Origin of the sequence: Nocardioides terrae (genome assembly GCF_900112345.1) — a bacterium.
Classification (GTDB): Bacteria; Actinomycetota; Actinomycetes; order Propionibacteriales; family Nocardioidaceae; genus Nocardioides; species Nocardioides terrae.
Genome location: NZ_FOLB01000001.1, coordinates 1 through 12,190, shown reverse-complemented (window position 1 = coordinate 12,190; position 12,190 = coordinate 1). Strand labels below are relative to the sequence as shown.

Annotated in this window: 11 protein-coding genes, 2 tRNA genes and 1 rRNA gene; all 14 read left to right on the top strand. The window is 70.2% G+C overall.

Going from position 1 to position 12,190, the window contains the following annotated elements; genetic code table 11:
* Positions 1-91: 91 nt before the first annotated feature.
* On the top strand, positions 92-1,489 hold the full coding sequence (locus BM236_RS00070; RefSeq protein WP_091118857.1) for a glycine--tRNA ligase: 1,398 nt from the start codon (positions 92-94) through the stop codon (positions 1,487-1,489).
* Between the two features lies 1 nt (position 1,490).
* On the top strand, positions 1,491-2,216 hold the full coding sequence (locus BM236_RS00065; RefSeq protein WP_091118855.1) for a hypothetical protein: 726 nt from the start codon (positions 1,491-1,493) through the stop codon (positions 2,214-2,216).
* Between the two features lie 40 nt (positions 2,217-2,256).
* A complete protein-coding gene (dusB, locus tag BM236_RS00060) occupies positions 2,257-3,378 on the top strand; it encodes a tRNA dihydrouridine synthase DusB (protein ID WP_091119866.1) in 1,122 nt (373 codons plus the stop codon).
* 160 nt (positions 3,379-3,538) lie between these two features.
* On the top strand, positions 3,539-4,393 hold the full coding sequence (locus BM236_RS00055) for a VldE C-terminal domain-containing protein (RefSeq protein ID WP_091118854.1): 855 nt from the start codon (positions 3,539-3,541) through the stop codon (positions 4,391-4,393).
* A gap of 37 nt (positions 4,394-4,430) precedes the next feature.
* A complete protein-coding gene (locus BM236_RS00050) occupies positions 4,431-5,684 on the top strand; it encodes a deoxyguanosinetriphosphate triphosphohydrolase (protein ID WP_091118852.1) in 1,254 nt (417 codons plus the stop codon).
* Entirely contained in the window at positions 5,681-6,595 is a 915-nt protein-coding gene (locus tag BM236_RS00045) for a 2-hydroxyacid dehydrogenase (protein WP_091118850.1), read from the top strand. Before BM236_RS00050 ends, BM236_RS00045 begins: the two co-directional genes overlap by 4 nt.
* A gap of 56 nt (positions 6,596-6,651) precedes the next feature.
* Positions 6,652-8,526 carry a DNA primase gene (dnaG, locus tag BM236_RS00040; RefSeq protein WP_091118848.1) on the top strand — a complete coding sequence of 625 codons (1,875 nt, stop codon included), beginning with the start codon at positions 6,652-6,654 and terminating at the stop codon, positions 8,524-8,526.
* Complete coding sequence (locus tag BM236_RS00035) at positions 8,523-8,990, top strand: hypothetical protein (protein ID WP_091118847.1); 468 nt, start codon at positions 8,523-8,525, stop codon at positions 8,988-8,990. The genes dnaG and BM236_RS00035 overlap by 4 nt, the downstream gene beginning before the upstream one ends.
* A gap of 94 nt (positions 8,991-9,084) precedes the next feature.
* Positions 9,085-9,157: transfer RNA gene (locus tag BM236_RS00030), tRNA-Asn, on the top strand.
* Between the two features lie 238 nt (positions 9,158-9,395).
* Positions 9,396-9,866, top strand: a complete 471-nt coding sequence (locus BM236_RS00025) for an endonuclease domain-containing protein (RefSeq protein ID WP_091118845.1) — start codon at positions 9,396-9,398, stop codon at positions 9,864-9,866.
* 61 nt (positions 9,867-9,927) lie between these two features.
* Positions 9,928-10,001 (top strand) — tRNA-Ile (locus BM236_RS00020).
* 47 nt (positions 10,002-10,048) lie between these two features.
* Positions 10,049-10,255 carry a DUF3099 domain-containing protein gene (locus tag BM236_RS00015; protein ID WP_091118843.1) on the top strand — a complete coding sequence of 69 codons (207 nt, stop codon included), beginning with the start codon at positions 10,049-10,051 and terminating at the stop codon, positions 10,253-10,255.
* A 29-nt stretch (positions 10,256-10,284) separates the two neighbouring features.
* On the top strand, positions 10,285-11,571 hold the full coding sequence (tyrS, locus tag BM236_RS00010; RefSeq protein ID WP_091118842.1) for a tyrosine--tRNA ligase: 1,287 nt from the start codon (positions 10,285-10,287) through the stop codon (positions 11,569-11,571).
* A 477-nt stretch (positions 11,572-12,048) separates the two neighbouring features.
* Positions 12,049-12,190 (top strand): 16S ribosomal RNA (locus tag BM236_RS00005); the annotation flags it as partial.

The following is a 12,190-nucleotide window of genomic DNA, read 5'->3' as shown; positions in this document are numbered from 1 at the left end:
CTGCACCGCGTGGCCCGGAGGCGGTGGACCGACGGCGCACTCGATAGGCTGAGCGCCCACCACGCCGTCGTACCGAAGGAAGCAGGACCCCGTGGCAAAGCCGCCCGCATCGACCGTCGACAACGTCGTCTCCCTGGCCAAGCGCAGAGGATTCGTCTACCCGTGCGGCGAGATCTATGGCGGCACCAAGAGCGCGTGGGACTACGGGCCGCTGGGCGTGGAGCTCAAGGACAACATCAAGCGCCAGTGGTGGCGCTCGATGGTCACCAGCCGCGACGACGTCGTCGGCCTCGACTCCAGCGTCATCCTGCCCCGCGCGGTCTGGGAGGCGTCCGGCCACGTCGCGACGTTCACCGACCCGCTGGTGGAGTGCCTGAGCTGCCACCACCGCTTCCGCGCCGACCACCTCCAGGAGGCGTTCGCGGAGAAGAAGGGCATCGACAACCCCGACGACGTCGCTCTGACCGAGATCGCCTGCTCCAACTGCGGCACCCGCGGCCAGTGGACCGAGCCGCGCAACTTCTCCGGCCTGCTCAAGACCTACCTCGGGGTCATCGAGGACGAGTCCGGCCTGCACTACCTGCGCCCCGAGACCGCGCAGGGCATCTTCGTGAACTTCAACAACGTGGTCACCAGCCAGCGGGTCAAGCCGCCCTTCGGCATCGCCCAGATCGGCAAGTCGTTCCGCAACGAGATCACGCCGGGCAACTTCATCTTCCGCACCCGCGAGTTCGAGCAGATGGAGATGGAGTTCTTCGTCAAGCCGGGTGAGGACGAGGAGTGGCACCAGTACTGGATCGACACCCGCACAGCCTGGTACACCGACCTCGGCATCAACCCCGACAACCTGCGCCACTACGAGCACGCGCAGGAGAAGCTGTCGCACTACTCCAAGCGCACCGTCGACATCGAGTACCGCTTCCGGTTCGCCGGCTCGGAGTGGGGCGAGCTCGAGGGCATCGCCAACCGCACCGACTTCGACCTCTCGACCCACTCCAAGCACTCCGGCACCGACCTGAGCTACTTCGACCAGGCCGCGAACGAGCGCTACACGCCCTACGTCATCGAGCCGGCCGCGGGCCTCTCGCGCTCGCTGATGACGTTCCTGGTCGACGCCTACACCGAGGACGAGGCGCCCAACACCAAGGGCGGCGTCGACAAGCGGGTCGTGCTCAAGCTCGACCCGCGACTCTCGCCGGTCAAGGCGGCCGTCCTGCCGCTGTCGCGCAACGAGGACCTCTCGCCGAAGGCGCGTGGCCTCGCCGCCGAGCTGCGCAAGAGCTGGAACGTCGACTTCGACGATGCGGGCGCGATCGGCCGCCGCTACCGCCGCCAGGACGAGATCGGTACGCCGTTCTGCATCACCGTCGACTTCGACACCCTCGACGACCAGGCCGTCACGATCCGCGAGCGCGACACGATGGCGCAGGAGCGCGTCTCGCTCGACCGCGTGCCGGCCTACCTGGCCGAGCGGCTGCTGGGCTGCTGAGGTGTCACGCCGCGGAGGGCTGGGCCCGATCCTGGTCGTCGGGCTGCTGGTCGCCGCGCTGACCGGCTGCTCAGACGACGCCGACGAGCCGGCGGCCACGACCACCCGGACACCGTCGGCCGCGGCGACGACCGCCTACCCCTCGGGCGCGCCGTCGGGCACCGTCCTCACCGAGCCGGGCAGCGAGCTCACCTTGGCCGAGAACGCCACGATCGCCTGGCAGCCGCGCCAGGACGTGGTCGGAACGCTGCAGGTCACGGTGGACAGCGTGGAACCGACGACCTACCGGAAGAGCTTCCGCGACTGGCGCGTCGACAAGGCGACGAGGACCTACTCGCCCTACTTCGTGCGAGCCCGCGTGAGCAACGTCGGCATCACCGACCTCGGTGGCTTCCCGGTGCCGATCTACGGCGAGGACTCCGCCGACGCCCTCGTCGAGGCGGCGGTCTTCAAGGAGACCTTCAAGCCGTGCCACCCGAGCGCGCTGCCCAAGTCGTTCGGACCGGGCGCCAACGCCGCGGTGTGCCTGGTCTTCCTCGTCCCCGACCACGGCCAGCTCGTCGGCGCCGCCTTCCGGCCGACCCAGGAGTTCGACCCGATCGTGTGGCGGCCCGCGGACGCATCATCCGCGTCATCACCGACCACGACGTCCTCGCCCACGTCCTCGCCCACGTCCTCGCCCACGTCCTCACCGACCTCCACCGCGTCGTCCTCGCCGACGTCCTGACGATTCGGACTCGACGCGCCGACGTCGGACAATGGGTGCCATGACCCTCCGGCTCGGCAACCTCGAGATCGCCACGCCGGTGGTGCTCGCGCCGATGGCGGGCATCACCAACGCGGCGTACCGCCGGCTGTGCGCCGAGCAGGGCGCGGGCCTCTACGTCTGCGAGATGATCACCTCCCGCGGCCTCGTGGAGGGCGACCAGCACACCAAGGACATGCTCGTGTTCGACGATCTCGAGACCGTGCGGTCGGTGCAGCTCTACGGCACCGACCCGGTCTACGTCGGCAAGGCGGCCGAGATCCTGTGCGCCGAATACGGCGTCGCCCACATCGACCTCAACTTCGGCTGCCCGGTGCCCAAGGTCACCCGCAAGGGCGGCGGGGGGGCGCTGCCGTGGAAGCGCAACCTGCTCGGCGAGATCCTGCGGCACGCCGTCACGGCCGCCGAGCCTTACGGCGTGCCGGTCACGATGAAGACCCGCAAGGGCATCGACGCCGACCACCTGACCTACCTCGACGCCGGCCGGATCGCCGAGGAGAGCGGGATCGCCGCGATCGCCCTGCACGGCCGGACCGTCTCGCAGGCCTACTCCGGCCTCGCCGACTGGGACGCCATCGCGGCGCTCAAGGCGAGCGTGACGACGATCCCCGTCCTCGGCAACGGCGACGTCTGGGAGGCCGCCGACGCCCTGCGCATGGTCGAGCAGACCGGTGTCGACGGCGTCGTCGTCGGCCGCGGCTGCCTCGGCCGGCCCTGGCTCTTCCGCGACCTCGCCGCCGCGTTCGCCGGGGAGTCGGTGGCCACGCTGCCCACCCTCGGCGAGGTGTCCACCATGATGCGCCGCCACGCCGAGCTGCTCTGCCGGCACATGGGTGAGGAGCGTGGCTGCAAGGAGTTCCGCAAGCACGTCACGTGGTACCTCAAGGGCTTCTCGGCCGGCGGCGCCATGCGGCGCGACCTCGGCCTGGTCAGGAGCCTCGCCGACCTCGACGCCCTGCTCGACGAGCTCGACCCGGAGGAGGCGTTCCCGGTGTCCGAGCTCGGTGCGCCCCGCGGCCGGCAGGGCGCCCCCCGCGAGAAGGTCGTGCTGCCCGAGGGGTGGCTCGACGACACCGACGGCATCGGCTGTGAGATCGCCGAGGACACCGTCTCCGGCGGCTGAGCACCGGTCGTTCACCGCTCGGGGTGACTGGAGACACCCGCGGTTCTGCCCCCGGCGATGTCGAGACGCTCGCACCGATGTGGTTCAGTGGGGACTCGTTTCTCCCGTCGTGGGACCGGGTGAGGCGACGTACCCAATCCCGAGCCTAAGGATCAGCGCTGTGGCACACGCACGCCACAAGCGGGACACCGACGCCCGCCGCTTCGGACCGAAGCTGCCCAGAGCCGCCCTCGTGGCGGCGCCCGTCGCCGTCGTGGCGACCGCCGCCGCCGTCACCGTCGGGCTGGCCTCCGCCGGCACCGGCGACGACCAGATCACGGCCGCCGCCGCGGACCTCGGCACGGCCGCCAGCAAGTCCGTCCCGAAGGCCGCCGTCGCCCTGGAGGACCGCGGCACGAGCGTCTCGCGCTCCCTCAACCGCCGCCAGGCCGTCAAGGCCCGCACCGGCAAGACGCAGTGGACGACCGCCGCTCTGGACCTGTGGAAGCGCCCCGGCGAGCACGCCGACAAGGTCGGCGAGGCCAAGGAGGCCACCAAGGTGCTCGTCACCGGTCGCGAGCTCGACGGCCGTGTCGAGATCGTGGTCGACGGCGCCGCACGCTGGGTGACCGCCGGTCATCTCGCCGACGACAAGCCGCTGCCCGAGCCGCCCGGCATCTCGATGCAGCCGTGCCCTGACTCGAGCGTCGAGGACGGCCTGAAGCCGCAGACGATCAAGGTCTACCGGTCGGTGTGCCACGCCTTCCCCGAGGTGAGCGAGTACGGCGGCCTGGCCGCCCGCTCCGAGCACAACACCGGCAACGCGCTCGACGTGATGGTCTACGGCGACAAGGCGCTGGGCGACCGGATCGCCGACTGGGCGCACGAGCACGCCGCCGAGCTCGACGTCTACGACCTCATCTGGTGGGACCGCATCTGGACGCCCGTCCGCTCCTCCGAGGGGTGGCGCGACTACGGCGACCACGGCTCGGCGACCGCGAACCACATGGACCACGTCCACATCGGCACCAACTGACCGCCGCGCGCTCCGCGCCGCTCGCTAGGGTTCCGGTGTGGAACGCGTGAACGAGGGGCTCTACGACGACGCCGCCCGGGAGCGGGTCGTCGCGGAGCCGCCGAAGCGCGTCGACGCGCCCGAGCGGACCGCTTTCGAGCGCGACCGGGCCCGGGTCGTGCACGCCGCGTCGTCGCGGCGGCTGGCGGCGAAGACGCAGGTGGTCGGCCCCCAGTCCGACGACTTCGTCCGCAACCGGCTGACCCACAGCCTCGAGGTGGCCCAGGTCGCCCGGGACCTGTCCCGGGCGCTCGGCAGCCAGCCCGACATCGCCGAGACCGCGGCGCTGGCCCACGACCTCGGCCACCCGCCGTTCGGCCACAACGGCGAGCAGGCCCTGGCCGCGCTGGCCGAGGCGTGCGGCGGCTTCGAGGGCAACGCCCAGACCCTGCGGATCCTCACCCGTCTCGAGGCGAAGACGTTCGACGCCGACGGCCGCTCGGTCGGGCTCAACCTCACCCGCGCGACGCTCGACGCCTGCACCAAGTACCCCTGGCGCCGCGGTGCGGCCCCGGCCCCGTTCACGGGGAGCCCCAAGTTCGGCGTCTACGACGACGACCTGCCGATCTTCGACTGGCTGCGCTCGCCCGAGACCGGCCACCGCCGGTGCGTCGAGGCGCAGATCATGGACCTCGCCGACGACGTCGCCTACTCGGTGCACGACGTCGAGGACGGCGTCGTCGCGGGGCGGATCGACCTGACCCGCCTCGACGCCGAGCCGGTCTGGGCGATCGTGCGGGACTGGTACCTCCCCGACGCCTCCGACGACGAGCTCGCCGCGACGCTGACCGGCCTGCGGGCGGTCGGCAGCTGGCCCGGGTCGTCGTACGACGGCAGCAGGCGGAGCCTGGCGGCGCTCAAGAACCTGACCAGCGACCTGATCGGCCGATTCTGCGGGGCCGTGCAGGCGGCGTCGGGCGCGCCGGGCCCCTTCGCGCGCTACCGCGCCGACCTCGTCGTCCCGCCGGCGACGCTGCGCGAGATCGCCGTGCTCAAGGCGATCGCCGTGCACTACGTGATGCGCTCCGACGACCGCCGCCGCGTGCAGGAGCGGCAGCGCGAGCTGCTGACCGAGCTGGTCGGCGTACTGGTCGACCGCGGGCCGGACGCTCTCGACCGCCCCTTCGGCGACGACTGGCGCGCGGCGCACGATGACGCCGCGCGACTGCGGGTCGTCATCGACCAGGTCGCCTCGCTGACCGACGTCACGGCGGTCTCGTGGCACCGCCGACTGACCGGAGGAGCCCGATGACCGAGCCGCTGGTCTGGCTGCCCTTCGACCCCGCCGAGCTCGGCGAGGTGCCGAGCGGGCTGCGCTACGAGGTCGTGGACCCGAGGGACCACGTCCCGGACAGCGTCGAGGAGGTCGCCTTCTACGTCACGCCCTACAACGTCGGCAGCGCCGTCGGCGACGTCATCCCGCGGATGCGGTCGCTGCAGGTCGTGCAGACGCTGTCGGCAGGTGTCGACAACGTCCGCGGCACGGTTCCCGAAGGCGTGACGCTCTGCAACGGCAAGGGCATCCACGACACCTCGACCGCCGAGCTCGCGCTCCTGCTCACCCTGGCCGCGCTGCGCGACCTGCCTCGCTTCGTGCGCCAGCAGGAGCGGCGGGAGTGGCGCGGCGGCTTCGAGGAGTCGCTGGCCGACAAGCGGGTGCTGATCCTCGGGTACGGCTCCGTCGGGTCGGCCATCGAGGCACGGCTGCTGCCCTTCGAGTGCGAGGTCGTGCCGATCGCACGGCGTGCTCGCGACGGCGTCCGCGGGATCGACGAGCTGCCCGACCTGCTGCCGGACGCCGACGTCGTCGTCGTCATCGTGCCCCTCACCGACGCGACGCGCGGCTTGGTCGACGCCGCGTTCCTCGACCGGATGAAGGAGGGCGCGCTGCTCGTCAACGTCGCGCGCGGTGCCGTCGTCGTGACCGACGACCTCGTCGCCGCGCTCGAGGGCGGCCGGATCCGGGCGGCGCTCGACGTCACCGATCCCGAGCCGCTGGCCGCCGACCACCCGCTCTGGGCGGCGCCCCACCTGCTGATCAGCCCGCACGTCGGCGGCGCCAGCAGCGCGATGTGGCCGCGGGCCTACCGGCTGGTCCGCAAGCAGCTCGAGCGGTTCGCGGCCCGGGAGCCGCTCGCCAACGTGATGTCGGGGGAGTACTGACCGTCAGGTTGTGGAGGGCCCGTCGCCCGGCGTGCTCCCTCACCTAGGATCAGGGCGTGGCCGGACGCATCCTCGAGAAGAGCATCACCGAGGTGCGTGAGAAGGCCAAGATCGAGGACATCGTCGGCGAGTACGTCACCCTGCGAAACGCGGGCGGCGGGTCCCTGAAGGGGTTGTGCCCCTTCCACGACGAGAAGACGCCGAGCTTCAACGTGAACCCCTCGCGTGGGTTCTTCCACTGCTTCGGCTGCCAGGAGGGCGGCGACGTCATCGCCTTCCTGCAGAAGATCGACGGACTGTCCTTCGCCGAGACGATCGAGCGGCTCGCCGACAAGGTCGGCGTACAGCTGCAGCGCGACGACGGCGACACACCCCAGGAGCGGCGGGGTCCGGGCCGCGGCAAGCTCGTCGAGGCCCACAAGGTGGCCCAGGAGTACTTCGCCGAGCAGCTGATGACCCCGGACGCGGTCGTGGCCCGCCGCTTCCTCGCCGACAAGGGGTTCGACCAGGAGGCGGCGCGGCACTTCGGCGTCGGCTTCGCGCCGACCAACGGGCGGCTGCTCGCCCAGCACCTGCGCGCCCGTGGCTTCTCCGAGGAGGAGCTGAAGGTCGCCGGCATCGTCGGCAGCTGGGGCTCGTCCCGCTTCGAGGGACGGGTGACCTGGCCGATCCGCGAGTCCAACGGCGACGTGATCGGGTTCGGCGCCCGCAAGCTCTTCGAGGGCGACCGGATCGCGGGGAAGTACATCAACACCTCCGAGACCCCGATCTACAAGAAGAACCAGGTGCTCTACGGCATCGACCTCGCCCGGAAGGGGCTCCAGCTGAGCCAGCGGGCGGTCGTCGTCGAGGGCTACACCGACGTGATGGCCTGCTACCTCTCCGGCGTGACGACGGCCGTCGCGACGTGCGGCACCGCCTTCACCAGCGACCACGGCAAGGTGCTGCGCCGGCTGATGGGCGACTTCAAGGGGTCGACCGGCGAGATCATCTTCACCTTCGACGGCGACGCGGCCGGCCAGGCGGCGGCCGTCAAGGTCTTCGCCGCGGACGACGACTTCCACTCGCCGACCTACGTCGCCGTCGCGCCGGACGGCATGGACCCGTGCGACCTGCGGTTGCGGCAGGGCGACGAGGCGGTCCGCGCGTTGGTCGACAGCCGCCGCCCGCTCTACGAGTTCGTGCTGCGCAACGTCGTGGGCAAGTACGACCTGGACCGGGCCGACGGCCGGGTCGATGCCCTCCGTGAGGGCGCCGCCCTGGTCTCGTCGGTGCGCGACAGGTCCAAGGCGGCGGGGTTCACCCGCGACCTCGCCGGCATGGTCGGCGTCGACATGGAGCAGGCCGCGGCCGAGGTCCGCCGGGCGCAGAGCCGCGGCCAGCGGCAGCAGCCGGCGACGCCCGGGCGGCAGCAGGCGACGCCAGGCGAACCGGCCCCTGCCGCCCCCGTCCAGCGGGTCCCCGACCTGCGCGACCCGCGGTTCGCGGTGGAGCGCGAGACGCTCAAGCTCGTCCTGCAGCACCCGATCGCGATCGGTCGCAGCACGGCCGAGGTCGGTCCCGCCGACTTCACCCACCCGGTCTACCGGGCGGTCTGGGAGCTCGTCGCGGCGGCCGGCGGCTCGGTGGAGGGTGCGGCTGACCCGCAGTGGGTCTCCCGGGTCCGGTCGGTGACCGCTGACGACCGCCTGGGGCAGGTCGTCAGCGCCCTGGCGGTGGAGCCGATCCGGGCGAAGGAGCCCGACCCGTCGTACGTCCTGGAGCACGTGGTGCGCCTGCGCGAGGCCACCCTCGCGCGCCAGATCGCCGACGCTCACAGCCGGCTGCAGCGCAGCGACCCCGCTGGGGAGGCCTACCTCGAGGCCCTGGGCGAGCTGAACCGGCTCGAGCAGCAACGCCGCGCCCTGCGGGATCGGATCACGACGTCGTGAGCATCTTCCGCAGGCGTTCGGCGACGGTCGGGTCCGGTGAGCGCGTGCTGGCCAGCGCTCCCGTCATGGGCAGCGACGATGTCGTCGCGGCGACCCGTGAGGCGCTGTACGTCGCCGGCCGACGGCTGCCCTGGGAGCAGGTGCACGACGCGGGCTGGGACAGCGAGTCGAGCCTGCTGACCGTCACGGAGAACGACCGCACCGTGCACCGGATCGCCGTGGACGCCCCGGCCCGACTGCTCCAGCTCGTGCGTGAGCGCGTCACCGCGAGCGTGGTCGTCCAGCGGGCCGTGCCGCTGCCGTTCGGAACCGCTCGCGTCGTCGCCCGGCGCGCAGGCGGCGGAGCCCGCGAGATCACCTGGGTCGTCGAGTACGACGACCTGGCCGACCCCGACGACCCGGCCGTCGCCGCTCTGGTGCAGGCCACGCTCGAGAGGGCCCAGGACGACGTGGGTGAGCCCTGACGCCCGGGCGTTCGAGGCCCGGACGCCCCGATTTCGGAGCACGCCGATCGCGCTGCTAAGGTTCAACCCGCCTTCGCAGCAAGGCTTGCCGCGATCCCCTGTAGCTCAACTGGCAGAGCATGCGACTGTTAATCGCAGGGTTGTTGGTTCGAGTCCAACCGGGGGAGCAAAGTGATCTCTCAGGAGATCCGGAGAGGCCGGACCCATGACTTGGGTCTGGCCTTCTGCGTCTTGCGGAGCCTGGCGGTGCGTGGCGGACCGCTTAGCCACGCCGAACCGTTGCTCGCTCACCGCCACTACAGCGCGCTGACCGGCGCGGAGGCCGGCTGACTTCGCTCCGCTAGATCCACGTGCCTCCTCCGAACCGCTGCAATTTGTCGGTGCCTCCCGGCACCGTTCGAGGGCATGAAGCGGTGCACTCGGTGCGGTGAGACCAAGCCGCTCGACGACTTCGGGCGGAAGGGTGACCGGCGTCGTTCGCATTGCAAGACCTGCGTCGCCGCCTACTATCGCGATTACTTCGCACGGAATCCGGGCAAGTACGCCGAGCACAAGGCCCGCGTCGCGGCGAACCGGCAGCGATTGATGAACAACCGCGTCTGGCGTTTCAACCTCCCGCGAGAGACGCTCGAGACGATTCTGAGCGCCCGCGACGGGATGTGCTGGATCTGTGGCGAAAGCCCGGGCACGCACATCGACCACGACCACGCATGCTGTCCCGGGACGAGGTCGTGTGGTGCGTGCGTGCGAGGTGTGCTCTGCCAACCATGCAACCTGGGGCTCGGCTTCTTCCGAGACCGGACGGATGTTCTTCTGCGCGCCGTGGACTATCTCAGGTCCGCGCGGCCGCGTATCGAAGGCGGCTCAAGCGATTGAGCGACTCTAGACCGTGGAGAATGTTTGGCAGTCAGGTCGTGTAGCCTGCCGATCGCATCACGGGCCGGTAGCTCAGTCGGTTAGAGCAAGCCACTCATAATGGCTCGGTCGTCGGTTCAAGCCCGACCCGGCCTACTCGTTCGAAGCCATTCAGCTCCCCGCCCGTCGGGTACCGGGTCAGCATGCGCGAGAGCACCCGGCGACGGACCTACCTGGCCCTGATGGCGCTCTGCTTGGCGCTGTTCGTCCTGGCCTGGTCGGTCGTGCGGCTCTGGTCGACGACCGCGGCCGTCGTGATGAGCATCGTGGCCGCGCTCATCCCACCGATCGCGGTGGTCGTCGCCAACCTCGGCGCATCCGGCGGCGGGCGACTCGGCGGCGGTCACTAGGCTGGGCCCGCACCATCGCGAGAACCCCCATGATCGGAAGGCCCGTCGTGCCCATCGACCCGACCCTGCTGGACGACCTCGAGTGGCGCGGCCTGATCGCGCACTCCACGGACAGTGAAGCGCTCGCCGAAGCGTTCGCCGAGGGGGTCCGCTTCTACGTCGGGTTCGACCCGACAGCGCCGAGCCTCCACATGGGCAACCTGCTGCAGATCGTGACCGCCATGCGACTGCAGCGCGCCGGCCACACGCCGTACGCCCTGGTCGGCGGCGCGACCGGCATGATCGGCGACCCGCGGGACTCGGGTGAGCGCACGCTCAACTCCCTCGACACCGTCAAGGAGTGGGTCGAGCGGGTACGCCGCCAGATCGAGCCGTTCCTCTCCTTCGAGGGGGACAACGCCGCGACCATGGTCAACAACTACGACTGGACGGCGCCGCTGTCGGTCATCGACTTCCTGCGCGACATCGGCAAGCACTTCCCGGTCAACCGCATGCTCGCCCGCGAGACCGTGAAGCGGCGCCTTGAGACGGGGATCAGCTACACCGAGTTCTCCTACGTCCTGCTGCAGTCGATGGACTTCCTCAGCCTCTTTCGCGAGCACGGCGTCACCCTGCAGTTCGGTGGCTCGGACCAGTGGGGCAACCTCACCGGCGGCGTGGAGCTGATCCGACGCGCCGACGGCGGGACGGCGCACGCCTTCGCGACGCCACTGATCACCAAGGCGGACGGCACCAAGTACGGCAAGACCGAGGGCGGGGCGCTCTGGCTGGATCCGGAGATGATGTCGCCCTACGCGTTCCACCAGTTCTGGCTCAACGTCGAGGACGAGAAGGTCGGGGAGCTCCTGCGCGTCCTCACGTTCCTCTCCCGCGAGGAGATCGAGCAGGTCGAGCGCGACCACGCCGAGAAGCCGTTCCTGCGCCTGGGGCAGAAGACGCTCGCCGATCACCTGACGACGCTCGTGCACGGCGACGAGGAGACCCGCCAGGCCAAGGAGGCCGCCGCCGCGCTGTTCGGCGGGGGAGACCTGTCGGGGTTGAGTACGACGACGCTGGCGGCCGCCCTGCGAGAGGCCGGTGTCACGACGCAGCCGCGTGGCGACGCGCTCCCGTCCGTCGTCGAGCTTTTCGTCAGCTCGGGACTCGCGACGAGCCGCAACGAGGCTCGACGCGCCATCGGCGAGGGTGGGGCCTACCTCAACAACGCCCGCGTCGAGGACGCCGACGCCGTCCTGACCGAGGCCGACCTGCTGGGCGGCTCGTGGGTGGTGCTGCGGCGGGGCAAGAAGCGCTTCGCGGGCATCGAGTTCGCCTGAGCGCTGTCGATTTGTGTCCCGCCCGCAAGGGGTCTAATGTTCTCCGAGTCGCCAACGGAGCGGCGGGCAGCAAGACCGACAGGTCGGGCTGCCGGCCCCGAGGCGGCCACTTCCTCATCACTCCTCGCAACGGGTGGACGTGCTCGCGAAAGCGGCCACGAAGCCCGACTCGAAGTGTGCTGCGGATAGCGGAGAAGCGAGTCACCGCCGATTAGGCGGGGAAGAAGCGGATCCGCTAAAGTTTGGAACACGAAGTCCCGTAGGGGAGAGCGAGAGCTTGATCCGCGGTGTGCGTGTGATTCTTGAGAACTCAACAGTGTGTCATAGTCGACGAATTAGTTTGTTATGCCCCGTCGACTGCCTTTTTGGTGGTTGATGGTTTCTTTGACAATTGATTCTGGCAATTTTTTGTCAGTGTCTCCTGTCAGGGCATCTCTTTTTCTCTGCATCGACCTGGTTGGTGTGGGGTGTTGTTTTTCAACGGAGAGTTTGATCCTGGCTCAGGACGAACGCTGGCGGCGTGCTTAACACATGCAAGTCGAGCGGAAAGGCCCTTCGGGGTACTCGAGCGGCGAACGGGTGAGTAACACGTGAGTAATCTGCCCTTCACTTCGGGATA

Bases quoted from the DNA above. Each gene is read 5' to 3' on its own strand.
- tyrS (WP_091118842.1), top strand. From the start codon at position 10,285: ATGATCGGAAGGCCCGTCGTGCCCATCGACCCGACCCTGCTGGACGAC.
- BM236_RS00025 (WP_091118845.1), top strand. From the start codon at position 9,396: ATGAAGCGGTGCACTCGGTGCGGTGAGACCAAGCCGCTCGACGACTTC.
- BM236_RS00045 (WP_091118850.1), top strand. From the start codon at position 5,681: ATGACCGAGCCGCTGGTCTGGCTGCCCTTCGACCCCGCCGAGCTCGGC.
- dusB (WP_091119866.1), top strand. From the start codon at position 2,257: ATGACCCTCCGGCTCGGCAACCTCGAGATCGCCACGCCGGTGGTGCTC.
- BM236_RS00015 (WP_091118843.1), top strand. From the start codon at position 10,049: ATGCGCGAGAGCACCCGGCGACGGACCTACCTGGCCCTGATGGCGCTC.